Source organism: Limibacterium fermenti, from assembly GCF_041902845.1.
Lineage (GTDB): Bacteria > Bacteroidota > Bacteroidia > Bacteroidales > Dysgonomonadaceae > Limibacterium > Limibacterium fermenti.
In genome coordinates, this window is sequence record NZ_CP159486.1 from 2,109,086 (window position 1) to 2,135,554 (window position 26,469).

The 26,469-nt window shown below is 44.4% G+C and carries 19 protein-coding genes; 13 read left to right on the top strand and 6 right to left on the bottom strand.

Annotation, left to right across the window (positions count from 1 at the left end):
- Positions 1–4: 4 nt before the first annotated feature.
- From pstS to ettA, 6 genes are all read right to left on the bottom strand, one after another.
- Complete coding sequence (gene pstS / locus ABNK31_RS09355) at positions 5–1,117, bottom strand: phosphate ABC transporter substrate-binding protein PstS (protein WP_418892264.1); 1,113 nt, start codon at positions 1,115–1,117, stop codon at positions 5–7.
- 172 nt (positions 1,118–1,289) lie between these two features.
- Positions 1,290–2,183: a bifunctional methylenetetrahydrofolate dehydrogenase/methenyltetrahydrofolate cyclohydrolase FolD gene (gene folD, locus ABNK31_RS09360; protein WP_418892265.1), complete on the bottom strand. Its 894-nt coding sequence runs from the start codon at positions 2,181–2,183 to the stop codon at positions 1,290–1,292.
- A gap of 58 nt (positions 2,184–2,241) precedes the next feature.
- Positions 2,242–3,564, bottom strand: a complete 1,323-nt coding sequence (ffh, locus tag ABNK31_RS09365; RefSeq protein ID WP_418892266.1) for a signal recognition particle protein — start codon at positions 3,562–3,564, stop codon at positions 2,242–2,244.
- Between the two features lie 79 nt (positions 3,565–3,643).
- Positions 3,644–4,336 (bottom strand): SGNH/GDSL hydrolase family protein, encoded by a 693-nt coding sequence (locus tag ABNK31_RS09370; RefSeq protein ID WP_418892267.1) that lies wholly within the window; start codon positions 4,334–4,336, stop codon positions 3,644–3,646.
- 121 nt (positions 4,337–4,457) lie between these two features.
- Positions 4,458–4,955, bottom strand: coding sequence for a DMP19 family protein (locus ABNK31_RS09375; RefSeq protein ID WP_418892268.1), 498 nt, complete (start codon positions 4,953–4,955; stop codon positions 4,458–4,460).
- A gap of 69 nt (positions 4,956–5,024) precedes the next feature.
- Positions 5,025–6,704, bottom strand: a complete 1,680-nt coding sequence (gene ettA / locus ABNK31_RS09380) for an energy-dependent translational throttle protein EttA (protein WP_418892269.1) — start codon at positions 6,702–6,704, stop codon at positions 5,025–5,027.
- Positions 6,705–6,969: 265 nt separating this feature from the next.
- Between ettA and ABNK31_RS09385 the strand changes: the two genes are divergently transcribed.
- From ABNK31_RS09385 to ABNK31_RS09445, 13 genes are all read left to right on the top strand, one after another.
- Positions 6,970–7,215 carry a DUF6364 family protein gene (locus ABNK31_RS09385; protein WP_418892270.1) on the top strand — a complete coding sequence of 82 codons (246 nt, stop codon included), beginning with the start codon at positions 6,970–6,972 and terminating at the stop codon, positions 7,213–7,215.
- Between the two features lie 349 nt (positions 7,216–7,564).
- A complete protein-coding gene (locus ABNK31_RS09390; RefSeq protein ID WP_418892271.1) occupies positions 7,565–8,359 on the top strand; it encodes a thymidylate synthase in 795 nt (264 codons plus the stop codon).
- An 86-nt stretch (positions 8,360–8,445) separates the two neighbouring features.
- Positions 8,446–8,970 (top strand): dihydrofolate reductase, encoded by a 525-nt coding sequence (locus ABNK31_RS09395; RefSeq protein ID WP_418892272.1) that lies wholly within the window; start codon positions 8,446–8,448, stop codon positions 8,968–8,970.
- Positions 8,971–9,083: 113 nt separating this feature from the next.
- On the top strand, positions 9,084–9,653 hold the full coding sequence (locus tag ABNK31_RS09400) for an RNA polymerase sigma factor (protein WP_418892273.1): 570 nt from the start codon (positions 9,084–9,086) through the stop codon (positions 9,651–9,653).
- A gap of 127 nt (positions 9,654–9,780) precedes the next feature.
- On the top strand, positions 9,781–10,974 hold the full coding sequence (locus ABNK31_RS09405; protein WP_418892274.1) for a FecR family protein: 1,194 nt from the start codon (positions 9,781–9,783) through the stop codon (positions 10,972–10,974).
- A gap of 376 nt (positions 10,975–11,350) precedes the next feature.
- A complete protein-coding gene (locus ABNK31_RS09410) occupies positions 11,351–14,956 on the top strand; it encodes a TonB-dependent receptor (protein ID WP_418892275.1) in 3,606 nt (1,201 codons plus the stop codon).
- A gap of 19 nt (positions 14,957–14,975) precedes the next feature.
- Entirely contained in the window at positions 14,976–16,760 is a 1,785-nt protein-coding gene (locus tag ABNK31_RS09415; RefSeq protein WP_418892276.1) for a RagB/SusD family nutrient uptake outer membrane protein, read from the top strand.
- Positions 16,761–16,790: 30 nt separating this feature from the next.
- Positions 16,791–18,212: a DUF4623 domain-containing protein gene (locus ABNK31_RS09420; protein ID WP_418892277.1), complete on the top strand. Its 1,422-nt coding sequence runs from the start codon at positions 16,791–16,793 to the stop codon at positions 18,210–18,212.
- A gap of 114 nt (positions 18,213–18,326) precedes the next feature.
- On the top strand, positions 18,327–19,790 hold the full coding sequence (locus ABNK31_RS09425; protein ID WP_418892278.1) for a glycoside hydrolase family 10 protein: 1,464 nt from the start codon (positions 18,327–18,329) through the stop codon (positions 19,788–19,790).
- An 85-nt stretch (positions 19,791–19,875) separates the two neighbouring features.
- A complete protein-coding gene (locus ABNK31_RS09430) occupies positions 19,876–22,917 on the top strand; it encodes a xanthan lyase (RefSeq protein WP_418892279.1) in 3,042 nt (1,013 codons plus the stop codon).
- A gap of 224 nt (positions 22,918–23,141) precedes the next feature.
- Positions 23,142–24,596 (top strand): glycosyltransferase family 2 protein, encoded by a 1,455-nt coding sequence (locus ABNK31_RS09435; protein ID WP_418892280.1) that lies wholly within the window; start codon positions 23,142–23,144, stop codon positions 24,594–24,596.
- A 51-nt stretch (positions 24,597–24,647) separates the two neighbouring features.
- Positions 24,648–25,973: a SpoIID/LytB domain-containing protein gene (locus tag ABNK31_RS09440; protein WP_418892281.1), complete on the top strand. Its 1,326-nt coding sequence runs from the start codon at positions 24,648–24,650 to the stop codon at positions 25,971–25,973.
- An 84-nt stretch (positions 25,974–26,057) separates the two neighbouring features.
- A complete protein-coding gene (locus ABNK31_RS09445; RefSeq protein ID WP_418892282.1) occupies positions 26,058–26,414 on the top strand; it encodes a four helix bundle protein in 357 nt (118 codons plus the stop codon).
- The last annotated feature ends 55 nt before the right edge of the window (positions 26,415–26,469 follow it).

The window sequence follows — 26,469 nt, forward strand, 5'->3', positions numbered from 1 at the left end:
TCGTTTAATGAGCGGTCTGTGCGCCGGCGGCAAGCGAGTCGGAAGGGGCTTTGCCCAACGTCAAGACTTCGTCTCCGTAATGAATCTGATCGATGAGCCGCCGCGTTTTTTCCAACGCTTGCTCCGACAAGGGGGCATAGTTGATTTGAGCGGCGATTTTTTGTCCGTCGGGACTCACCACATACCGAAGCAGGTCGATCAATTCGGTCGCTTCATCGACTGTCCGCGTTCCGTATTTCTGATCTTTGTACACCAACAGCCACGTGAAGAGGCTTATCGGATAGGCATTGGGATCGGCCGAGTCGATAATAGTCGCACGCATATCTTCGGGCAATTCGACATTCGCCGCCGCCGAAATCGTTTCCAACCGGGCATCGACATAGTTCCCCGCCTTATTTTTGAGCTTGGCGGTAGGCAATTTCAGCGTCAACGCATACTCCGACCCGATATACCCGATGGCGCCCTCGGTTTGTTGCACGATGCCCGCTACGCCGGGGTTTCCCTTGGCCGCAATACCCGCCTCCCACTTCAGCGATTTGCCCTTGCCCATCTCCTTATCCCATTCGGGACTGACCATGCATAGGTATTCCGAAAAATTGAAGGTGGTTCCGCTGCCGTCGGAACGGTAAACGGGTGTAATATCCAAACTCGGAAGGACGATGCCGGGGTTTTCCCGCACGAGTCGCGGATCGTTCCACCGGGTAATATTCCCCATATAGATATCCGAAATGAGCTTTCCCGTCAACCGCAAACTATCCACTCCCGTCAGCGTATACGCCATCACCACTCCTCCCATACAAGTGGCCACATGGATCACGTCTCCATTCATCGTGCCCTTTTCTTTATCCGTCAGAAACGCATCGCTCGCGCCGAAGTCGACCGAACGGTCGCGCAAGCTGCGTATTCCGCCGCCACTGCCGATGGCTCCGTAATTCACGCGCACCCCTTCGGATGCATGCATGTAATCGCGAAAAACAATGTTATAATATGGATAAGGGAAAGTGGCTCCGGCACCGGAAATCGTTCTACTACCGTTACTGTTGCCATTAGAGTTGGAAGAGTTGTTACAAGAAAGCAAGAGAATGACTACAACTGAAAATAAGATTGTCCTCTTCATTAATAATAAGCTTAATATCTTTCTTTTTCAAATTCACTACAAAAGTACAATACTTATATGACAAGCTTGTTACAATTTTATTACATTTTTGTTACATTTTCATCCTTGCCGAAGGCGCCGCTCGAAACCCCTTCCGATGAGACGTTTAAACAAAAAAAATCGCCCGGAGCACTTACCGGACGAATGAGGCATATATTTCTTTCTTACCTGCGAGCAAGGTATTCTTCAGTAGCGATACGATAGTCATCGGCCCCACGCCACCCGGCACAGGGGTGATATACGAGCACTTGGGGGCGACTTCGTCGAAGGCCACATCGCCGGTCAACTTAAAGCCCGACTTGGTCTTGCTCGACGGTACGCGCGTCGTTCCCACATCAATCACCACCGCACCCTCTTTCACCATATCGCCTTTCAAAAACTCCGGAACGCCCAAGGCCGCGATAATAATATCGGCCTGAAGGCAAATATCCTTGATATTTTTCGTGCGGCTGTGGCAAACCGTTACCGTACAATCGCCGGGATATGATTTTTGCATCATCAGCAACGACATCGGTTTGCCGACAATATTACTTCGTCCGAGAACGACACAATGCGCTCCCCTCGTTTCGATTTCGTACCGCTTCAGCAGTTCCAGAATGCCCGAAGGGGTGGCCGATAGAAAGCAAGGCAAGCCCAACGCCATACGCCCCACATTCACCGGATGGAAGCCGTCGACATCCTTCCGGTAATCGATCGCCTCCGTGATTTTGCTCTCCGGAATGTGACCGGGCAGCGGAAGTTGTACGATAAAACCGTCCACATCGTCATCCGCATTCAGCCGTTCCACACACGCCAGCAATTCCGTTTCCGTCACATCATCTTCATAACGGATAAGAGTCGATTTAAACCCCACTTGTTCGCAGGCTTTCACCTTATTAGCCACATACGTTTCGCTTCCGCCGTCGTGGCCGACCAACACCGCCGCCAAATGAGGCGTCTTGCCCCCGGCGGCTTTTATTCGAGCGACCTCTCCGGCAATTTCCTGTTTTACTTGCGCCGCGATGGCTTTCCCATCAATGATTTGCATCTTATAATCGATTTTTTAATCAATTCGTAATTTGTAATTTGTAATTTGTAATTTTATCTTACCGTCTTTTCATGTTCCGCATCATAGCTTTGCCTCCGCCCGACATGGCGCGCATCATCTTGCGCATCTCGTCGAACTGCTTCAAGAGCTTATTGACTTCCGACACGCTCGTACCGCTACCGGCGGCGATACGTGAGCGGCGGCTGCCGTTTAAAATCTCCGGGTTCGTGCGCTCGGAGGGCGTCATCGACCGGATGATCGCTTCGATTCCTTTAAAGGCGTCATCGTCGATATCCAAATCCTTGATTTGCTTTCCTACGCCGGGAATCATCGAGGCGAGGTCTTTCAGGTTCCCCATCTTCTTTATCTGTTGGATTTGGCCGATGAAGTCGTTGAAATCGAACTGGTTTTTAGCAATCTTCTTCTGAAGTTTACGGGCCTCTTCTTCGTCGTATTGCTCTTGGGCTTTTTCCACCAGCGAAACGATATCGCCCATGCCCAAAATACGGTCGGCCATACGTTCGGGATGGAACACGTCGACGGCATCGAGCTTTTCGCCCGTACCCACAAACTTAATCGGTTTATCGACCACCGAACGAATCGAAAGCGCCGCCCCGCCACGGGTATCCCCGTCGAGCTTGGTCAGCACCACGCCGTCGAAATTCAGCCGGTCGTTAAATTCTTTCGCCGTATTTACCGCATCTTGTCCCGTCATGGCATCGACCACGAACAGGATTTCCTCCGGATCGACCGCTTTCTTGATGGCCGATATTTCGTTCATCATCGCTTCGTCGATCGCTAAACGGCCGGCCGTGTCGATAATCACCAAATCCTTTCCGTGCTGACGGGCGTATTGGAGGGCATTTTGTGCGATCTTTACGGGATTCTTGTTCTCTTCTTCGCTGTAAACGCTCACGCCGATTTGCTCGCCCAGAATCTTCAACTGTTCGATAGCCGCGGGACGATATACGTCGCCGGCGACCAACAGCGGGTTCTTGCCGCGTTTCGTTTTCAGCATATTGGCCAGCTTGCCGGAGAAGGTGGTCTTACCCGACCCCTGTAAACCGGACATGAGGATAACCGCCGGATTGCCTTTGATGTTGATGTCGGTCGCCGTGCCGCCCATCAGCGTGGCCAGTTCGTCATGAACGATCTTCACCATCAACTGTTGCGGTTTCACGGCGGTAAGCACGTTTTGCCCCAAAGCCTTTTGCTTAACCGTTTCGGTAAACTCTTTCGCCGTCTTATAATTGACGTCGGCATCGAGCAACGCCCTACGAACTTCCTTCAACGTTTCGGCAACGTTGATCTCGGTGATTTTTCCTTCACCTTTTAATATTTTAAACGACCTTTCCAGCCTGTCACTTAAATTTTCAAACATATCTTTTGCGTGTGTCTTTTGAATTGGGTTACAAAGATAATAAAAATGTAATTGATGTACTAATTGGCAAATTAGCAAATTATTTAATTAGCAACGCTTGAGCAATTGCCTTCTCAACGATAGGCGCCATGATGGCGTAACCCTCTTTGTTGGGATGAACGCCATCAGGCGAAAGGCTTTCAGGCAAGCCGTTGCGTTCGTCCGCCATAGCCGGAAAGAAATCGCAATAAACGGCGCCGTGCGTACGAGCATATTCCTTCATGCGACGGTTGAGTTCGATGATCTTCGGCGCCGGTTCGAGTCCGGGGCGCCAGGGATAGTCGTACACCGGAAGCACCGAACACAGCACCACTTGGATGCCGCGCAGTTGCGCCAACTCGGTCATCGAACGGAGATTATCTTCAATCATATCCAGCGACGAAGGGCCGGTATTCCCGGCAATGTCGTTCGTGCCGGCAAGGATGACCACCACCTTCGGATATAACTTAATCACATCCTGACGGAAACGCAACAGCATCTGCGGCGTGGTCTGTCCGCCGATGCCTCGGTTAATATACGAACGGCCTTCAAAAAATTCGGGAACGATATTGATCCATCCTTCGGTGATGGAATTTCCCATAAACACGACACGATCTTCATTCGTCCGGGGCATGCCGATCGTGGCGTTGTCAGCCCGGAAACGTTCCAAATTCGCCCAATCCTGAGCTTCAAGTTCCATACCTATGCACATAAGCATTAATACGAAAATAAATGTTGTTTTTACCTGTTTCATTGTTCAATATAATATTATGTCTAAAGTCTAAAGTCTTATGTCCCCGGTCACCCGGTCTCGTAATTCATAATTCATCCCTCATAATTCATAATTCATAATTCATAATTCATAATTCATCCCTTCAGACGATTTCGGCGAAATCCGCCAAATGCTCATCGACAAAGCGGGCAATAGCCGAGGTTTCTTCCTCCTCTATCAGAAAGAACTCCTCTTCCAAGTCGTCGAACTGTTCAAACTCGACATACATTTCCATAAACTGCTCATCGGTCGTTTCGCGTTCCAATTCAGCACGGTGCTTATCATAAATCTCCTTGGCTTTATACAACAATTTCGAGAGTTTAGCCGCTCCGAAAAGGCGCCAAGCCTTCGCCGTGGGATTATCGAAGAGATACGATCCGTATCCGTTTTGGATGAGCTGCACGAAGCCCCCTTCGTTGATCTCCCCCTGAAAGAAACGGTGCGCGAGCAACGCATGCTGATACCCGTTGAGCTTTTCCATGTTCGAAGCATTCAAATCATTGTCGACCGCTTCGAGATACGCATCGGTAAAGGTTCTCAGGAACTCGTCCATCCCCTTCTCCGCCGCGTCGATAATTGTTTGTTCCGGAATAAGGATCATAATTCAAAATTCAATGATTCTAAAATTCGTAATTTGTAATTCGTAATTCGTAATTTGTAATTTGTAATTTCACAGTTTTCTATACCTCACCCGCTTCGGCTCCACGTTGCCGAGACGCTGCTTCTTGTTCTCTTCGTAATCAGTATACGAACCTTCGAAGTAAAACACGCGCGAGTCACCCTCAAAGGCAAGGATATGCGTACAAATACGGTCGAGGAACCAACGGTCGTGCGAGATGACCACCGCGCATCCGGCAAAATTTTCCAGCCCCTCCTCCAATGCGCGGAGGGTATTTACGTCGATATCGTTAGTGGGTTCGTCGAGTAATAACACATTCGCGCCCGCCTTTAACGTAAGCGCCAAGTGAAGGCGGTTACGCTCCCCGCCGGACAATACGCCGCAGAGCTTCTCCTGATCGGCACCCGTAAAATTAAACCGCGACAGGTAAGCCCGTGCATTGACTTCCTTGCCGCCGATGCGAATCAATTCCGTACCGCCCGACACAACCTGATAAACCGTTTTTTCCGGGTCGATGGCTTTATGCGCCTGATCGACATAGGCCGTGACGACCGTCTCGCCGACTTCGAAATGCCCTTTATCGGCCTTTTCCAGTCCTTGAATCAACCGGAACAAGGTGGTTTTACCCGCGCCGTTCGGCCCGATGACTCCCACGATGCCGTTGGGGGGAAGCGTAAAGTCCAGATTGTCGAACAACAACTTGTCGCCATATGCTTTGGCTACGCCGTGCGCCTCAATGACCTTGTTTCCGAGCCGCGGCCCGTTGGGAATAAATATCTCGAGTTTTTCCTCGCGTTCTTTTTGATCTTGGTTCAACAATTGCTCGTAAGAATTCAAACGCGCCTTTCCTTTCGCATGACGGGCCTTGGGCGCCAAATTTATCCACTCGAGCTCGCGCTCCAACGTTTTGCGGCGTTTGCTGGCCTGCTTCTCTTCCATCTCCATGCGTTTGGTCTTTTGTTCGAGCCACGAAGTATAGTTTCCTTTCCAGGGAATACCTTCGCCACGGTCGAGCTCGAGGATCCAACCGGCTACGTGATCGAGGAAGTAACGGTCGTGCGTGATACAAATAACCGTTCCTTTATATTGTTGCAAATGTTGTTCCAGCCAATCGATCGATTCGGCGTCCAAATGGTTCGTGGGTTCATCGAGCAGCAGCACATCCGGCTCCTGCAACAGAAGGCGGCACAATGCCACCCGGCGACGTTCCCCTCCCGAAAGTTCGCGTACGGGCTGGTCTTCGGGCGGACAACGCAAAGCGTCCATCGCCCGTTCCAAGCGGTTGTCGATGTTCCAGGCGTCGCAGGCATCGAGTTTATCCTGCAACTCCGCCTGACGGGAAAACAAGCCGTTCATCTTATCCTCGTCTTCGTAATATTCAGGCAATCCGAATTTCAGATTGATATCTTCGTATTCGGCCAACAAGTCCATCACCGGCTGCACCCCTTGGCGCACGACATCGATGGCGGTCATGTCGGGATCGAGTTTCGGATCCTGTTCAAGATAGCCGACCGAAAAACTCTTATCGGAAACGACATCTCCCTGATATTCTTTTTCTATTCCGGCAATGATTTTCAACAGGGTCGATTTTCCCGAGCCGTTCAGCCCGATGATACCGATCTTAGCGCCGTAGTAAAACGACAGATAGATATCCTTAAGTACTTGCTTATGCGGAGGAAACGTTTTATTAACCCCCACCATGGAAAAAATAATCTTTTTATCGTCGGACATATTTCTTTTTAATTAGCAAAATTAATTAGCATATTAGCATATTAGCATATTGGTAAATTAGCATATCAATCCCCATCAATCTTTATTCAATCTACTTCAATCTCAACGGGCATGCAAAGATACGTCAATTTGTGCAATTTAGAAAGTATACGGGTAAGCGTACATTCACGTTAGAGGCATCAATACAATTCATAAAAGTTTAATTATCCGCATTAAATAGTTATATTTGCACGTACTAATTATATAAACAATTTATATAAACAATATGGAGGCTAAACTAACATTGAAATTAAACGAGAAGGTTATTAAGCGCGCAAAGGCATATGCCGCAAATAGAAAAATAACCTTATCGAAATTGATTGAAAACTATCTCGACAGCTTAACGCAAGAGCAAATCGACAAATGGAAAATATCTCCTTTTGTAAAAAGTATTTCTACCGGAAAAAGTATACCTGAAGATTATGATTACAAAAAAGATTATATAAATTTTTTGGACAAAAAATATGAGTAACCCATGCAGAAACTGTTTTTTGACACGAACATTGTGATCGATTTTCTAAATGAAGTGGTGGATAAAGCAATAAACTCCAACTTTAAAGATTTTGAAGACGCCTTACAATATTTATAGTGCCATCGCAAGTGGATGCGATCTAATTATTACCCGAAACGAAAAGGATTTTAAAGATGCTTTAATTCCTGTATTTTAAAGATGCTTTAATTCCTGTGTTAAATAGCGAAAACTACCTCAAATTATTGAAACAATATTTGTGATAGCCTAAGTTGATCGAACGAGCCGATTCTTTCTTTTTGTCAAAAGAAAATAAACCGCTATTTTTGTAACAAAATAGACAAAAATATAAATGAAACAATATTTAGACCTCTTGCAGCGGGTACTCCACGAGGGTGTCCGTAAAGAAGACCGCACTGGCACAGGAACCATCAGCGTTTTCGGCCATCAGAGCCGTTATGCGTTAAGCGATGGCTTTCCGTTGATGACGACCAAAAAGATCCACTTGAAGTCGGTCATTTACGAACTCCTGTGGTTCTTGCAGGGCGATACGAATGTGAAATACCTTCAGGAGCACGGCGTGCGCATTTGGAACGAATGGGCCGACGAAAACGGGAACCTCGGCCCCATTTACGGACATCAATGGCGCTCGTGGCCCGATTATAACGGAGGACACATCGATCAGATTGCCCAAGCGGTGGAAACCATCAAAAACAATCCCGACTCGCGACGCATCATGGTCAACGCCTGGAACGTAGCCGACATCCCCAATATGAAGCTGCCGCCGTGCCATGCCTTATTCCAGTTTTACGTGGCTGACGGCAAACTGAGCCTGCAACTTTATCAACGAAGCGCCGATATTTTCCTCGGCGTACCGTTTAACATTGCGTCATATGCTTTATTGTTGAAAATGATGGCGCAGGTGACCGGATTACAGGAAGGCGACTTCATCCATACCCTGGGCGATGCACACATTTACCTGAACCATCTCGAACAGGTGAAACTGCAACTCTCACGCGATCCCCGTCCTTTGCCGCAGGTGAAGTTGAACCCGGAGGTGAAAAATATCTTCGATTTTCATTATGAGGATTTCGAATTGACAGGATACGATCCGCATCCGCATATTAAAGGCTCCGTCGCCGTCTAAAAAGAGTTGAGAATTCAATGATTCAACAATTCAAACATTCGTAATTCGTAATTTGTAATTCGTAATTCGTAATTCGTCTCTAATTTATGAACGCCAATCATTTATCAACAAAACCCATCGCAATCATCGTCGCTTTAGACGAACGTAACGCCATAGGGCGCGACGGCGGATTACTGACGCACCTACCCAACGACTTGCGTCACTTTAAAAACAGGACTCAGGGACATACCGTGGTAATGGGGCGGCGTACATTCGAATCGCTGCCGAAGGGCGCCCTGCCCCATCGCGTGAATGTCGTTGTCACGTCCGGCAATAGAGCCGACTACCCCGGCTGCACCGTAGTCCGTTCGTGGGAGGAAGCGCTCGAAAGCCACACCGATGAAACGCAGTTTTTCGTCATCGGAGGCGGGCAACTTTATCGCACGGCATTACCCGTCGCGGACACATTGTACCTGACGCGTATCCATCACACGTTTACGGATGCCGACACCTTTTTCCCGGAAATCGATTTTTCACAATGGACGCTCACGGAAGAGGAAACGCATCCATCAGACGAAAAGCATCCGTATGGCTATTCTTTTCAAACGCTACGAAAGAAAAACGCCCAATAATAAACCGATAATGAATCATTTATTATCTATTTTTTGAACTATCCTCCCACAACATGAGTTATATTCTGTAGTAAAACATATCGAATAACTTTTTTTTAGTTGAATTAGTTGAAATGGCTCCGAATAGAACATGGAAAAATTTTTTAGAAGGCGATTCTTCTTCTTTTGGAGAACTTTACAACGAATACTTTCAAGAGCTTTTCATGTATGGTTTGAAGTTGGGCTTTACACAAGAAACCGTGCAGGATGCTGTCCAAGATGTGTTTTACACCATTTATGTTTCCAGAAACAAACTCGACTATGTCGATAATATAGAGTTTTATTTACTTCACTGTCTCAAAAACCGGCTCTTCGATTTATATAAGCAAGAAGAAAAAATCTCGGCTGTATGTTATGATGATCTTATCGTAGAAGAAGATCAAACCATTGTCGATCAAATGATGGAGAAAGAGGAACAAGACGAATTGAGAAAGAAAGTACAAAAACTGGTGAAGGGTTTATCTCCTAAACAACGCAAAATTATTTATTACCGTTATCAACTGAACCTTAATTACAATGAAATAGGTATTATCTTGAAGCTCCATCCCACTTCGGTTAAAAAAGCATTCCACCGCGCCATCAAAAAAATAAAAGACGATTCGGAAAGCTCTTTTCGTTCCATTTTACTCGCCCTATACTATTAAAGAAAGTTAATAAAGTCTCCCTTCTTTTTATCATACAGTCTTTATATAAATTCGATAAAAGACTTCGAAATCAAAGATATCTTGAGTTACATGAGAATATCTTTTTTATAGGACTGATATGAATCACATGAATAATAGAAAAGCTGCGCATTTTTACACAAATAGCAGCGACTTTTTACGCGACGACCTTTTTGTTTATTGGAGGATACATCCAACACAGGAACTTGAGGATTACTGGAATACTTTTATTCTCGAGTATCCCGAATTGAAACCTTTGTTGGCTGAAGCGAAGCAAGAATTTGAAAAAATAAGAGACCTCCAAACGATCGTTATAGAAGAGGGTATTCGTGAATCTATCGAAGAAGAACTTCATAAAAGAATCTATCGGCACAAAACAAAAAAAATACGTCGCTTTTATTCGATCTCCGCTGCCGCCGTTTTGGCAGCCCTCATCGTATCCGCTATTTTTATGAGAAACCTCCGTACGGACTCTCCCGAGGAAGTTTTCATCGGCGAAATTATCGACAAGAATGAAATACAGCTTCTTTCGGGAAATAACCGGTTAAATCTTAAGAACAATGCCAAACTCGATTTGTCTGAAAAGAAAAACAATATGATTATCGAGGATTCCATCTCTCAAACCGAAATAGAACTGAAGGAAAACGAAATCAATAAACTCATCGTACCGTTCGGGCAACGCACTTCTCTTATTCTGGCCGACGGTTCAAAAGTATATGTAAACTCCGGAAGCGTCATGGAATTTCCTTCGGCGTTTTCACCTGACAGCCGTGAAATTAAAATAGAAGGTGAGTTATTTATTGAAGTCGCTAAACGAAATAATACTCCGTTTATCATTCACACCCCTCACTCACAGATAAAGGTATTGGGCACGTCTTTTAATGTATCGGCTTACACCGACGATTCGAAAGAGTCGGTTGTTTTAGTAAACGGCTCGCTTCAAATAGCTTCCAACAATCGTAGTGTATTATTAGAGCCCAACCAAATGGCGGAAATTCATAATGGAAATATAAGTAGTAAAATCGTCGATGTATATGAGTACATTAGTTGGAAAAACGGTTTTATTCAATTGAATAAAACTCCTTTAAACGAAGTCTTAAAGAAGATCGGGAGATATTATAATGTAAAGTTCATCTACCCTAAAGAGCTCAGTCTACAGACTCAAACATGTTCCGGAAAACTATTTCTTTCCGAGGACTTGAACGATGTCCTGAATGCTTTTTCTCAAATGACCGCCTTACTTTACGAATACGAAGAGAATGAGGGCGGAACAATAATGGTCAGAAAGAACAGTATCCCTTAAGAGAATCGACGTGCTTTTCAGAATGAAAGCCGTTACGCATGTATAGAAAATAAAGAATGAATCGATAAAAATGAACAACAAAAACGGATGCCTATGGAAAGATTAAAATGAAAGAACGGAACATGAAAAAGTCGAATAATGCGCCAACATTATTCGACCGAAAACGAATCATAATTTAGCATGTAGTAATAAATTAAAATTCAACAACAAAGATATGCAAAAAACAAACAAATCAAAAAAGAGCGCTTTAAAAATAAACAACAAGCTCTTAAAAATCATGAAAATATATTTTCTAATTTCGTTTTTCTGTATTTTTTCTATCACAGCGGAAAACATTTATTCCCAATCCAAATCGATTTCCGTGGAATTAAAGAATATGAAACTGAAAGATGCCTTTAATCAAATAGAAAAAAACAGTGATTATTTATTTCTTATTATGGATAATTCGGAAAAAGAATTAAACCGCAGAGTCAATGTAAACATGAACAACAAGAGCATTGATGAAGTGTTGAGCCTCTTGTTAAGAAACACCGATTTATCCTATACCATCGTGAAAAGGCAAATTGCCATATTTAAGAACAAGTCCTCCGACGATAAATCAGTCGCTGTTGCTCCCATAAAGGAAGTGGAACAAACAAAGAAAACCATCCAAGGGAGCGTAGTAGATAAGAACGGAGAACCGATTATCGGAGCAAATATCATTGAAGCCGGCACGGCCTCCAATGGAACCATTACCGATATCGACGGCAAATTCTCTTTGCAAGTGGAAGAGAATGCCTCCTTGCGCATTTCTTATATCGGTTATTTATCGCAAGAAATTTCAACGGCAGGAAAAACGTCGTTCAATATCGTGTTGGAAGAAGATAACAAATCGTTGGAGGAAATTGTAGTGGTAGGGTTCGGCACACAAAAGAAAGCCAATCTTACCGGAGCCGTCTCTTCGGTGAATGTAGAAGAAGTTTTAGGTAGCCGCCCGCTCCCTGATGTCGGACGCGGACTTCAAGGTACTATCCCGGGACTTTCCATTGTTGTGCCGAGTGGTGAAGTGGGCTCTGACCCGGTTATAAAAATCCGGGGGCAGATAGCCTCTATTGCAGGCTCAAGCGATCCTTTGATTTTGGTGGATAACGTGGAAATCCCCAGCATTCAATTAATCAATCCGAACGATATAGAAACCATCTCCGTATTGAAAGATGCCGCTGCCAGTTCCATTTATGGAGCTAAAGCAGCCTTTGGCGTCGTACTTATTACAACGAAAAAAGGAGCTAAAACCGATAAATCGGAAATATCCTACTCTTCCAATTTCGTTTGGCAAAACCCTTTCAAAAAAATCGAACTTGCAGGTATAGAAGGGTTGGAATACACCGTAGATGCTCATCGGAATATGAAGGGGGCGGGAGCTGCCGGAGGTTTTTGGCGTGTTGACGAAGAAAGCTTGGAGAAAATCAGAGAATGGCAAAATCTATATGGCGGAACTATTAATAATTCAGATCCCGTTTTATATGGCCGGGATTGGATTTTTGACGGGACAGATAAATACGGCTACAGGATTTATGACCCGGTAGATGCTATGGTAAAGAATAATGCATTCTCGCAAAATCATAATCTGTCTCTAAATGGAAAACGGAATGATACGAATTATAATCTGAGCTTGGGGTATCTGGGACAAGAAGGTATGATGAAACCGGCAAAACATGATGACTTTTCACGATTCACCAGTAGCATTAACTTATCGACCAAAGCAACCGATTTCTTAACGATACGTGGAGGAGTGATGTATTCGGAAGCTACAAAACGTTATCCCAATGCAAGCAGTACATGGGGTTTTGCCGCCGACCCTTGGCTCTATTTATATCGATGGAGCAGACTTTTCCCGATTGCTACAACAGAACATGGACAAGAAATTCATGATGCTTATTGGGATACAAAGAATACTAACGATGTGATTAAAAAGAACCGGTATACCAATCTGAATCTGGGAACGACTATCGATTTTACAAACAATTGGAACTTGATAGCCGATTATTCCTACAGTACACAAGTAAACACAAATACATCGTCTCTTCCTGTTTCTTCCGCCTTAGAACATTGGTATGCTCCGGTTCCTTGGAGGGATGACGATGGCAATCAGGTCTATGTAAACAACGAAGGTCAGATAGTGGAAAATGAAGGGATCGCAGCTTATCGTTTCTATAATTCGAATTACGTAACGGAAGAACAAAGCTATTATTATAAAAACAGCTTTATCTCTAATAAACACACCTTCAATGCCTATTCTACTTACTCTCTAAATCTGCGGGATATTCACCAATTTAAATTCATGTTGGGTTCGAATATCGTTGCTTATAGAGATGATAGCCATTGGTCGAATAGAACACAATTGTGGAATAAAGACAATCCTCAATTCGAATTCACTAAAGGTGCAGAAACGGTAGGTGGAGACGCAAACTGGGATTCGCAATTTGGTTTTTTCGGCCGCATCAACTATTCTTTCTCCGATAAATACTTATTAGAGGCGAATTTACGCCGTGATGCCACTTCCAAATTCCCTACACGATTGCAATGGAGATGGTATCCCTCATTTTCCGGCGGTTGGATTGTGTCGGGTGAGAAATTTATGGAACCGTTACAACCGGTACTAAGCTTTGCTAAATTGCGCGCTTCGTGGGGTTCTATCGGAGATCAAAGTGTACGCAATGGTCTCTATCTGGCGATGATGGATCCGGGAAAAAACTCATGGCTTACCAGCGACGGCCAACAATTTTTCCAATTGGGGACTCCGAATCCAATTTCAGACGGCATTACATGGCAAGAAATTCAAACGATTAACACCGGGTTTGATTTACGTTTTTTTAAAAACAAACTTGGACTCACTTTCGAATGGTATCAAAGAGACACTAAAAACATGATTATACCGGGTGAGGCATTACCTGCCACATATGGTGCAGATGCCCCTCAAGGAAATTTCGGGAATTTGCGTACACGCGGCTGGGAAATCTCTGCCGACTTTAGTCATCAGTTCGGAAACGGATTGCGCCTCACAATGAATGCGAATATTTCGGACGCGATTACCGATATTACCAAAGGTGCTGATTGGAATACTCCTTGGGAAAACAGGCTACTAAGTAATAATTTTGCTACAGGGCGTCGCTATGGCGACATCTATGGTTTTGTAACCGATCGCCTGTACCAAAAAGAAGATTTTGTCTATGACGACAAAGGTAATATCCAGCAAACCACCATTATTTGGGATGGAACAGCAAAACGTACCAACCAATTAGCTGGAAATAATCCTGTATACCAAACTTATTTTGAAGACGGTAATCAGGTGATGCTCATTGCTCCGGGGGATGTCAAATTTGTCGATGTGAATGGTGACGGATATATTACCCCTGGAAAAAACACATTTGGGGATCCCGGCGACCAAGTGGTAATAGGTAATTCTACACCACGTTATGAATATGGATTGCGCTTGGGCGCCGACTACAAAGGGTTCGACGCATCTATATTTTTCCAAGGAATTGGAAAAAGAAAAATATGGGGAACCGGACAATTAGCGATCCCCGGATATTTTCCAAAAGAGGGCGCCATGCCACAAGCCATTGCCGAAAATTATTGGAGAGAAGACCGAACGGATGCCTTTTATCCCCGAGCATGGAATTTAGGGGGCAGTAACGAGGGGTTCGTGATGAGGAAACAAAACCGTTATATGTTGAATATGGCCTATATGAAAATAAAAAATATTACGTTCGGCTACAGTTTCCCCCAAAATATTTTGCATCACATTTACTTATCAAATGCGCGTGTATATGTTTCGCTGGAAAACTTCTTCACTTTCGACAAACTGCGCGGACTTCCCATCGATCCCGAAGCAATTTCCGGATACTCGCCACTCAAATCCAGCGGATATAACAGCGATCGAACAGGGACAGGCAATCCATCATTTAAATCCGCTTCAGTCGGCGTACAAATAAGTTTATAATACATAAAAACAGAATAAAATGAAAAATAAAATAATTATCATCTCTTTATTTTGGATGCTTCTCTTCATTTCGGGATGCGAAGACTTTCTCGATCGCCCGCCTTTAAGCAATGAAAACGACGAAACGGCATGGACTAGCGAGGATAAGGTTCGGCTATATGCCAACCAATTTTATACGGGTTTCTTTACCGGATATAGTACCGATGTATCGTTATTCAACGACGATGTCGTACAACGGGGAAATCAAGGTAATTTTACGCGCTCTGTTCCCAACAGCAATATATGGAGTATGAAGACATTGCGTTCCATCAATATTCTGATAGACAGGGTAGGAAACAGAATGCAGGATATTCTCCCGGAGGAAGCCTATAATCATTGGATGGGGATAGGCCGTTTTTTTAGGGGTATGGAATATGCTGACCTAGTTTTCACCTATGGAGATGTTCCTTATTATGACCATGTTGTGAGCGACATAGATATGGACGATTTATACAAGGCACGCACTCCCCGAAACAACGTAATGGATGCTGTTTACGATGACTTGCAATTTGCCTTCCAAAACGTGCGATTGAACGACGGCGATCAAACCGTAAATAGGTATATCGTAGCCGGATTTATTTCACGAATCGCATTATACGAAGGGACCTGGCAAAAATATTATTACAAAAATAACGAACGCGCTACAAAATTCCTGACATTAGCAAAAGAGGCTTCCGAATTTATTATAAACAGTAATAAATATTACATTGACTCAGATTTTAGGACCTTATTCACATCGAACGATCTTAAAAGTAATAAAGAGTGTATTCTTTTCCGGAATTATAACGCTGAAATAAAAGTAACACACAGTGTAGCGCATTATAATAATCCGGCCAACTCCATCAACTACGGGGGAACGACGGATTTGCTCAAGGCATTCCTCTGCGTTGACGGAAACGTATGGCAAAACTCCACGACAGAAGGAGCGAAAGATTTTACAATTGCGAATTTAGTAAAAACTCGGGATTCACGCTTTGAAGGAACATTTTATGACAAACCCGAGATCAACGCAAAAGGTTCCTTTCTGTTCCCCGTCAAATTTTTCCCCCGATATGGAATAAAAGCATTGGAAGAAACAGGAACGGTTCCCAACGAACTAAAAGGATCCAATAATGTTACCGATGCTCCAATTTTGCGCTACGCGGAAATATTACTCAATTGGATTGAATCGAAAGCGGAGTTGGCAACTATTGGGGGTTCAGCCGTAACTCAGGAAGATATAGACGCCTCCATCAATAAAATCCGTGACCGTCCATTAGCTCCGGAAGCAGTGGAGAAAGGAGTCCAAAAAACAAAAGCCATGATGCTGGATGCCTTACCGAATGACCCAGCCAAAGATCCGAATGTTTCTTCTTTATTATGGGAAATCCGCAGGGAACGTCGCATGGAATTTATCTTTGAGAATTTACGTCTTGCCGATTTGAAACGTTGGTCTAAACTCGAATATATGGATACCGATATGCATTCCGAATTACTGTCAGGCGCCTGGGTAAACTTTCCAGTAGAAGCGAAAGACCAACTTACGGCTGGAAACGCAAATGAATTTTCCGTAACAAAAGCCGATGGAACCACAATCGTTTATAATGGTAATAATAATGCAGAAATGGTAGGCTTCTATAAAGCAACCGTTACGAAAGGGCGCCAACCGTTCCTTAATCAAGTAAATGTGAATCCTTATTTGTCGCCGGTAGGTAAAACCCAAATGGATAATTATGAAAGCAAAGGCTATAAACTTCAGCAAACCCAAGGTTGGCCTCAAAATTAATTAATTAAACTGATTAAAATGATTAGCAATATGCAAAAAATAAAATACACATTATTAATCGGATTGGTAACGGCATTCTTTTCTCTCTTTCTCACCTCGTGCGGAGAAAACTATCCGGAAAACATCGAGTCTCCTAATCAAGTTGTGTTGAAATCCATAAAGATTGTCAATGCAGGAAAAGAAGGGAATACTGTTGTAGAAGGTGTTATAGATGAAAACGCCAAAACAGTGTGGTTCCCGAGAATCGATCCCGAAACAAATCTTTCGGCTATCAAATTCGAAGCAGAAATGTCCGATGGTGCGAAATTAAACCAAGAGGCTTATGAATTTTCTTTCGAAGAAGGAAACGATGCAAAAACCATTGTAATAAAAATCGTCAATGAGCCTCGGTTTCGTGAATATTTCGTAACTCTAAGATTGAATATCCCCGTATTTGGTGCCGATTTCAATAAATTCCAAATCTATGATAATACGAACAATGAACTCGGTAATCCGGTGTATCCTTCGTTCAAAGGATTAAGCACCAGAGGAACAGGCTTCGACGGTGAACATGTACTAATTGTTACTCGTGCCACCGAGGGGTCCCATCTACTGAAAGTGGAAGATTTAAAGAAAAATGAAATCAAGCCCATTCCCCTGAATCTAACAGGAGTTGCGGGAGGGACATTTGTCGTTAACTGTGGCGCGCAAATACACGGACATACTTATATCGCGAACCTTTCGGGAGGATTAGTCTCTCCCTTGAAAATCTATCATTGGACCGATCCTACGAAAGAGCCGGAAGTGATAGCAAACATCAATAAAGCGACCATCGAAGGAGCAGGAGCACGGCACGGCGATAACCTTTCGGTAAATGTAGATGAAAATGGAAACGGATACATGTTTTTTGGAGATAATGCCGTTACTCAAATTCTTCGGTTGAAAGTGACCAACTTCACGTCCATCTCAGAACCGACAATACTGCCTACTCAAACCGGTGTAACGGGTTTTATGAATATGAACAGAGTCGGTAAAACCGAAGAATATCTGCTTACCGGATACGAGGTCCCAATCATGGTTACCAGCAACGAAGCGCAGGTATCCTATAAAATGAAAAATGCGTCCATCCCTCTCACCGGTTCCGACCCGCGTGTGGTTTACTTCAATGATGAACGTTATTTATTGATGACAACGGCTGCACGCCGAGGCGATGATGCGGTTGCAATGTATGTATATGATATTACCAAAGGTAGCAGCATTGCCGAAGCATTGAAGATTTTTGAAGAAGGGACTATGCAGCCTTTATATCAATATCCGTTATTAGGTCCTATAAACTCGGCGCCATCGACTCAAAGCGGTTGGTTTGTAGAAAAAGATGCGGAAGGAAATGACGATAAATTATTATTATTTTCGGCATCGGCGGATGCAGGATTCGTAATTGTTGAATTTCCCAAGAAAACGTTGGACGATTAATTCTGTATAGAGATAAATTCAATACATAGGCGATAAACTTTTTGCCGTTTATAATACACTTCTCAAAAAGTTTATCGCCTTATTTATGATATAATTCTTATTTTAAATTGAAAGATGAAAAAACTTTTATTTTATACCTCTATTATATCCTTGGCGATAGTATCTTTTTTTTCCTGTAATAAAGATCCGGAAATAGACATAGACAATCCGGATAAACCAACCGTTCCGGAAGAATCGGAACTTATTTTTCCTAAGAAAGAAATGAGGGCCGTATGGATAGCGACGGTTTGGGGTTTGGACTGGCCCATGGAAAAATACGATCTGGAGGTTCAAAAACGACAATACATTACGTATCTGGATAAATTGAAAGAACTGAATATGAATGCAGTATTCTTTCAGGTAAAAGGGATGGGCGATGCTTTTTATAATTCTCCTTATGAACCCTGGTGCAAGTGGATTACCGGAGACAGGGGAAAAGATCCCAGATATGACGTGCTTGCCTTTATGATTGAGGAAGCTCATGCAAGAGATATCGAATTCCATGCATGGATGAACCCATATCGAATTGCCACAAGAACAAATAACGCCACGCCTTATCCGGAACTTCATCGCTCTGTAAAACCGGAATGGGTGCTCAGTCATGAAAAAATTCAAATATATAACCCTGCATTACCCGAAGTAAGGCAACGTCTTGCCGATATCGTCAAAGACCTGATAACGAAATACGATGTCGACGGCATTCATTTTGACGATTATTTTTATCCGGATCCCTCTTCGGCAGGTACGATGGTATCTGATAAACAAGATTATGAAAAATACGGGGCGGAGTTTTCCTCTATCGAAGATTTTCGGAGGGCAAATGTCGATAAAACCATCAAAGGAGTTTATGATGCCATCGTTGCCACGAAGCCGGAAGTCGTTTTTTCTGTGTCGCCTGCGGCAAATCCCGATTATAGTCTTAAAACGCTATATGCTGATGTCTCCAAATGGTGTAAAGAAGGATGGGTAGATATCCTCATACCGCAATTATATCAGGAGATCGGAAATTCTTATAACGATTTTCAAACGCGGCTCAACTGGTGGTCGCAATACAATGGAAAAGCCCTATTGATGGTAGGCCATGCATTATACAAGTTTGGAGACGGCACTAGCCCATCCGCCTTTCAATCGACTCAGGAATTAGACCGGCAATTTGAGTTGACCAAACGGGACAAGAAAGTAGTAGGGAATGCGATGTACAGTGCAAGATATCTATTATTCAATAAAATCGAAATAACCGACAAACTGGCATCTATTTACAAAAACGAAGCGGTTATTCCATTCGCCGGACGTAGTGTTGCTCCTGCCCCATCAGAAGCAAAAGACATTAAAATAGAAAACAATCGCTTGATATGGAATACAACGGGAGACGTAAAATCGATTGTATATTATTTTTCCGATCTGAAAAAAGAAGGACAAGTGTTGGGAATGACGAAAGACAATAGTATGGACGTAAAGTTAGCAGGACATTATTGTATAACGACAATGAATAAGGATAACAAAGAAAGTAACCCTTCCGAATTAATAGAAAAGAAGTGACGGAATATATCCAATAAATCGATAATATTCATTATTTTTGCTGGAATTATTGAATAATACCGTCGTCGGCCTATTCTATTGAAATATGAAAAGATTTATTATTTTTATTTTTGCATTTGCGCTTATTTTCGAATCCTTTTCTCAAGAACAGAAAATAACCAATTCAGATATCAGGCAATCTGTCGCTTCGTCTTTTTCGGCCATCTATCAGGAAATAATGCAACATCCGGGGAGAATCACGGTTGATAGTACCGCTTTGAACGACCGTAAAAAGTCGATTGAACTCTTTGCAGGACTTTCGCTTTCTTATATGCCCATGCGTGAAGAAACGGTAAAACGCCTTTATGACAGTGTGCGATATTACCTTCCGACAGACAAGAAAAAATTCGCTATCCGGATAGTTACCGACGGACGGGAAATATCGGAATTGATACCCAACATTCATCGACGGCAAACAAAAAAAGACAAAAGCCGTATCATTGCACACAAAGTCAAGACGCCATTAATAACAAATGTATCCGCTCCGGTTCAGCACTTCGAACAGGGACTAACGAACAATCATATCGCTTTGTGGCAAAGCCACGGATGGTATTACGAGCAAAAACTCTCCCGATGGGAATGGCAACGCGCGCGTATTTTCCAAACCGTCGAAGACCTCTATACACAGAGTTATGTCGTCCCGTTTTTAGTGCCGATGCTCGAAAATGCCGGCGCCAACGTATTGCTTCCCCGCGAACGGGATTATAATACGCACGAAATCATCATTGATAACAACGGCAGTTCGCGGGGTGCGGAATACACGGAACAAAACGCCCGTGAACAATGGCAAAACACGTCATCTCCGGGTTTCGCAAATCCGAAAAAGTTTTATGTCGACGGCGAAAACCCGTTCAGGATGGGCACGGCACGACAAATCAAAGCAATTACAAAAGGAAATGAAAGCGCCATTACGTGGACGCCCGACATTCCCGAAAAAGGCATTTACGGCGTCTATGTCTCCTATCAAACGTTGCCAAATAGTACGGACGACGCCTTATACCGGGTGTATCATGCGGGAGGTCAAACCGACTTTTCGGTGAATCAGCAGATGGGCGGCGGCACATGGATCTTTCTCGGGTCGTTCCTTTTCGATCAGGGAAAAAACCATCGCATTGTCTTGACGAACAAGACTCGTAAAGCCGGACGGATTGTTACCGCCGATGCGGTGAAAATCGGCGGCGGAATGGGAAACATCGCCCGCATGCCTCATCCGGAGGGATTCGAAGAGGAAAACACAAAGAGTTCCGACAGGCTTGCGGATAAGCAAAAATTGCGCCCTGCCGTATCGTTCGAGCCTGAAATCAGCGGCTATCCGCGTTACACCGAAGGCTCCCGTTATTGGTTGCAATGGGCCGGTGCGCCGGACAGCATTTACAATCGCAGCGAAAGTAAAAACGACTATACCGATGATTACCAAAGCCGCGGGTTCTGGGTGAATTATCTGGCTGGAGGCTCTTCCGTCCTTCCCCGCGAACAGGGATTGCATATACCCGTCGATTTGGCGTTCGCTTTTCATTCCGATGCCGGAACAACCTTGAACGATAGCATTATCGGAACACTCGGTATTTATATGACGCATCACAATGATGAACATTTCGAGAACGGCCGTTCACGATGGGCATCCCGCGATCTGACGGATTTAATAATGGATGAAATCGTATCCGACATACGGCGCGAGTTCGAGCCTAATTGGACGCGCCGCCACATGTGGAACCGCTCATACAGCGAAGCGCGGGTCCCCAATGTCCCTACCATGTTACTCGAATTGCTGTCGCATCAAAATTTGGCAGACATGCGCTACGGACTCGATCCGACTTTCCGCTTTACCGTCAGCCGCGCCATCTATAAAGGAATGCTCAAATTCATCGCCGGACAATACAACCGCCCCTATGTCGTGCAACCGTTACCGGTGCAACAATTCAGCGCAGCATTTACCGGAGAAACGGAAATCGAGTTGAAATGGGAAGAAACACCCGACGCGGCCGAACCTACGGCAAAAGCGCAACAATACATTATCTATACGCGCATCGGCGACGGCGGATTCGACAAAGGAACCCCGGTTGACAAGAACGTCTATCGACTTCGCATAGAAAAAGACAAAATATACCGTTTTAAAGTGGCGGCCGTCAACGGCGGAGGGCAAAGCTTCCCGTCGGAAATCCTTTCCGTATGCCGTAAAAGCGACGAAAAAGGCGTTGCGCTTATCGTGAACGGCTTCACACGCGTATCCGCTCCGTTCTCTTTCTCTTCAAGCGACGGTATCGCGGGCTTTGTCGGGCGCATAGACAATGGCGTGCCTTATCTTTCGGAACATCAGTTTATCGGGCAGATGCACGAGTTCCGCCGCGTCATCCCGTGGATGGATGACGACGCATCGGGATTCGGCGACAGCGACGCCAATTACGAAACGACACCGATCGCCGGCAATACATTCGATTATCCCTATATCCACGGACAATCGTTCGCGAAAGCAGGTTATTCTTTCGTTTCATCAAGCGCACAAGCTATCGCACAGAATGCCGTCCGACTGGATGATTACCGCGTAATCGATTGGATTTTAGGAAAACAACGCGAATGGACCGTTGCACGCGGAGCTATGCCGCCGAAATATAAAACGTTCTCACCGGTAGAACAACAACTCATTGCGGAATATTGTAAACGTGGCGGAAACATGATTGTCAGCGGCGCTTTTGTGGGAACGGATCTTTGGGACAATCCTTTCGCCACCGAAAACGACCGCAAATGGGCGCAGGAAACATTAAAGTTCAAATGGCGCAACAATTACGGCGCCGTCACAGGCAACATCAAATCGGTCGCCTCGCCTTTCGCATCCCTACAAGGGAGTTACAAGTATTATAATGAATTGAACAGCGAGAGTTACGTAGTCGAGAATCCCGATGCGGTCGAGCCCGCCGGCAAAAACGCTTATACCGTCTTTCGGTATTCGGAAAACAACCTGAGCGCGGGAACGCTTTATAATGGCGATGCGTATTCGACGTGCGTATTGGGCTTTCCCATTGAATCGGTGAAAGAGCAAGCGAAAAGAGACGAATTACTGAAAGGTATTTTACAAGCGATGGGATTATAATTACAAATGACAAATGACAAATGACAAATGACAAATTACGAATTACGAATGACGAATTAAGCCGAAGGTCTACAAAAGTCATAAGAGTCAAGGTCTAACGACCGCAAACCGGAGACTGATGACCGGAGACTGATGACCGGAGACCACCGGTAACATAAGACATAAGATTTTAGATTTTAGACTTTAGACAAAAACCGGGCGAAGCCCGAATAGCAAAAGACAATATGAAAAAGATAAACGCTTTTATTCTTTATTCGCAGCCCGAACAGGCTGTCAAGACTGTGGCCGCCCTTCAACAATCGAAGTTGGTGAATACCATTTATCTGCTTGCTCCGCAAAAAGGATTACAACCGTTGCAAGGGACGGAAATCATCGAAATAGACTCGATACAAAGTACCCGCACGATTCAAGCCATTGCCGAAAGATCCACTTCGGAATACACGCTTATTTATCAAAAATCGAGTGTGCTCCAACTCGGCTATTTCGCATTGGAACGCATGTTGCGGATAGCTGAAGACTCTTCCGCCGGAATGGTATATGCCGACTATTACGCGATGGTCGACGGAACGAAAAAGAACCATCCCGTTATCGATTATCAGGAAGGCAGCCTGCGCGATGATTTTAACTTCGGCTCGCTCCTCGTTTACCGTTCACAAGCGCTGAAAGATGCCACCGGAAAGATGAGCGGCATCGATTACCGGTATGCGGGACTTTATGACCTGCGGCTGAAAGTATCGCAAACCCATCCGCTGGTACATATCAACGAATATCTCTATACTGAAATCGAAGAAGACACCCGTAAATCGGGCGAGAAAATATTCGATTATGTCGATCCCAAAAACCGCAAAGTACAAATCGAAATGGAACAGGCTTGTACAGAACATGTGAAAGACGTAGGCGCATTTCTGAAGCCTCAATTCAAGACGATTGCGTTTAACGACACACATTTTGAGTTCGAAGCATCCGTCATCATCCCCGTGCGCAACCGCATCAAGACCATTAGCGATGCCATCGAATCGGTATTAAAGCAAAAGGCCGCTTTCAAATTCAATCTTATTATCATTGATAATCATTCGACGGATGGTACGAGCGAAGCCATTGAGAAATTTACCCACGATAAACGGGTCATTCATCTCCTCCCCGAACGCGACGATTTAGGTATCGGCGGATGCTGGAACACAGGTGTGCATCACCCCCAATGCGGAAAATTCGCCGTACAACTCGACAGCGACGACGTTTACAGCAGCGAAAACACCCTTCAAACGATTGTCGACGCGTTTTACGAACAAAACTGCGCGATGGTTGTCGGGACGTACAAGATGACGAACTTCGCCATGGAAGAGATTCCTCCCGGCATTATCGATCACAAGGAATGGACTCCCCAAAACGGGCGTAACAACGCGCTGCGCATTAACGGTCTCGGCGCTCCCCGCGCTTTCTACACGCCGGTTCTTCGCGATATAAAAGTCCCCAATACAAGCTACGGCGAGGATTATGCGTTGGGATTGAATATCTCCCGCAACTATCAAATCGGCCGCATTTACGACGTGCTGTATCTTTGCCGCCGTTGGGAAGACAATTCCGATGCGTCGCTCGATATTGTCAAGATGAATGCGCATAACACCTATAAAGACCGTATTCGCACATGGGAACTGCAAGCGCGAAAAAAACAGAAGTAAAAACATTTATAATAAAGATTCACCCCATGCACACTAAATAAAAAATCAATAATGAATGAACCTTTGATACAAGTCGGCATTCTGCAAAAACAGCAACAAATAAAATTTGCATTGCTTACTGCCTATAAGCTGCAAGGCAGGCTATTTCCCCCGGGCGATTATTCGGTGGAATTATCTTCCGGGAAGATATGTTTTCAGGAAGAACTCTATGACGAGATCACCTTCGAGTCGGATCACTTGCATACCGATTCGTTTCAATTGAACGATGTGATTATCGGCGTCAACTTTCATTGGGAAAGGAAAGAAGACCAACGGTTCCTGGGAGGATTAAAGTTTATCGTAGAAGATAACGGTATTACCGCTATCGACATTGTGTCATTGGAAGATTATCTGACAAGCGTTATCTCTTCGGAGATGAGCGCGACGAGTTCGCATGCGTTGTTGGAGGCGCATGCCGTCATTTCAAGAAGTTGGCTGTTGGCACAACTCTATAAAAACAAACATATCGACAGGCAAAACGATACCTACCAAACAGCTTTTATTACCGCCACCGAAATTGTCCGATGGTACGACCGGGAAGACCATAAGAATTTCGACGTCTGCGCCGACGATCACTGTCAACGCTATCAAGGCATCACCAAACAATCCACAAAATTGGTAGAAGAGGTCGTTAAGAAAACGCATGGAGAAGTGCTGATGTACGGCGACGACATTTGCGACGCCCGTTTTTCGAAATGTTGCGGAGGCGTAATGGAAGCCTTCGAAAACGTGTGGGAGAATGTCCCCCACCCTTATCTGCAAGCGAAACCGGACAACGCCATCGAAGGATACTCCGCTCCCGATCTTACCGTAGAAGAGGAAGCGGAGAAATGGATACGCTCTTCTCCCGATGCTTTCTGCAACACAACGGATGCCAACGTGCTGCGGCAGGTACTGAATGATTACGATCAGGAGACGGCCGATTTTTATCGTTGGAAAATAGTCTATTCACAAGAAGAATTATCGTCGCTGATCCGGCAACGTTCCGGAATCGATTTCGGAGAGATACTCGATTTGATTCCGTTGGAACGGGGGGCTTCGGGACGGATCATCCGCTTGAAGATCATCGGGACGGAACGCGTAATGACGATCGGAAAAGAGCTGGAAATCCGCCGCACCTTATCGAAATCGCATCTCTATAGTTCGGCGTTCGTAGTCGACACGGAAGATGAAAACGAAGAGGGCATTCCCCAAACCTTCACCCTTACCGGCGCCGGATGGGGACATGGCGTAGGACTTTGCCAAATAGGAGCCGCCATGATGGCCGAAAAAGGATACGACTACAAAGCAATACTACACCATTACTTTCCGAACGCAGAAACAGGCGTAAAATATTAATTAATAATTACTAATTACTAATTACGAATGACTAATTACGAATTACGAATTACAAATGACAAATGATGGAAGGAGCGTGATTTTATGGAAAAAGAAAATATAATAGAAACGAAAAGCTATGATTTTGCGATTCAAATTATCGGATTATATCAATATTTATGTAATGAGAAAAAAGAATACGCACTCTCTAAGCAAATCCTAAGAAGCGGAACATCTGTCGGAGCGAATATTGAAGAGGCTATCGGGGGATTATCGAAAAAAGATTTCTTTGCAAAATTAGGTATCGCTTATAAAGAAGCGCGCGAAACGCAATATTGGTTACGCCTTTTAAGAGATACGAATTATATAAACACTGAGCAAAGCCAACCATTACTCGATAAAATAGAAGAAATCATTCGAATCATTACCGCTATTCAAAAAACGACCAAAAACAATTTGTAATTAGTCATTTGTAATTCGTAGTCATTAGTCATTTGTAATTTGTAATTAGTAATTA

Coding starts and splice junctions, on each gene's coding strand:
- pstS (WP_418892264.1), bottom strand. CDS start 1,117: ATGAAGAGGACAATCTTATTTTCAGTTGTAGTCATTCTCTTGCTTTCT.
- folD (WP_418892265.1), bottom strand. CDS start 2,183: ATGCAAATCATTGATGGGAAAGCCATCGCGGCGCAAGTAAAACAGGAA.
- ffh (WP_418892266.1), bottom strand. CDS start 3,564: ATGTTTGAAAATTTAAGTGACAGGCTGGAAAGGTCGTTTAAAATATTA.
- ABNK31_RS09370 (WP_418892267.1), bottom strand. CDS start 4,336: ATGAAACAGGTAAAAACAACATTTATTTTCGTATTAATGCTTATGTGC.
- ABNK31_RS09375 (WP_418892268.1), bottom strand. CDS start 4,955: ATGATCCTTATTCCGGAACAAACAATTATCGACGCGGCGGAGAAGGGG.
- ettA (WP_418892269.1), bottom strand. CDS start 6,704: ATGTCCGACGATAAAAAGATTATTTTTTCCATGGTGGGGGTTAATAAA.
- ABNK31_RS09385 (WP_418892270.1), top strand. CDS start 6,970: ATGGAGGCTAAACTAACATTGAAATTAAACGAGAAGGTTATTAAGCGC.
- ABNK31_RS09390 (WP_418892271.1), top strand. CDS start 7,565: ATGAAACAATATTTAGACCTCTTGCAGCGGGTACTCCACGAGGGTGTC.
- ABNK31_RS09395 (WP_418892272.1), top strand. CDS start 8,446: ATGAACGCCAATCATTTATCAACAAAACCCATCGCAATCATCGTCGCT.
- ABNK31_RS09400 (WP_418892273.1), top strand. CDS start 9,084: ATGGCTCCGAATAGAACATGGAAAAATTTTTTAGAAGGCGATTCTTCT.
- ABNK31_RS09405 (WP_418892274.1), top strand. CDS start 9,781: ATGAATAATAGAAAAGCTGCGCATTTTTACACAAATAGCAGCGACTTT.
- ABNK31_RS09410 (WP_418892275.1), top strand. CDS start 11,351: ATGAAACTGAAAGATGCCTTTAATCAAATAGAAAAAAACAGTGATTAT.
- ABNK31_RS09415 (WP_418892276.1), top strand. CDS start 14,976: ATGAAAAATAAAATAATTATCATCTCTTTATTTTGGATGCTTCTCTTC.
- ABNK31_RS09420 (WP_418892277.1), top strand. CDS start 16,791: ATGCAAAAAATAAAATACACATTATTAATCGGATTGGTAACGGCATTC.
- ABNK31_RS09425 (WP_418892278.1), top strand. CDS start 18,327: ATGAAAAAACTTTTATTTTATACCTCTATTATATCCTTGGCGATAGTA.
- ABNK31_RS09430 (WP_418892279.1), top strand. CDS start 19,876: ATGAAAAGATTTATTATTTTTATTTTTGCATTTGCGCTTATTTTCGAA.
- ABNK31_RS09435 (WP_418892280.1), top strand. CDS start 23,142: ATGAAAAAGATAAACGCTTTTATTCTTTATTCGCAGCCCGAACAGGCT.
- ABNK31_RS09440 (WP_418892281.1), top strand. CDS start 24,648: ATGAATGAACCTTTGATACAAGTCGGCATTCTGCAAAAACAGCAACAA.
- ABNK31_RS09445 (WP_418892282.1), top strand. CDS start 26,058: ATGGAAAAAGAAAATATAATAGAAACGAAAAGCTATGATTTTGCGATT.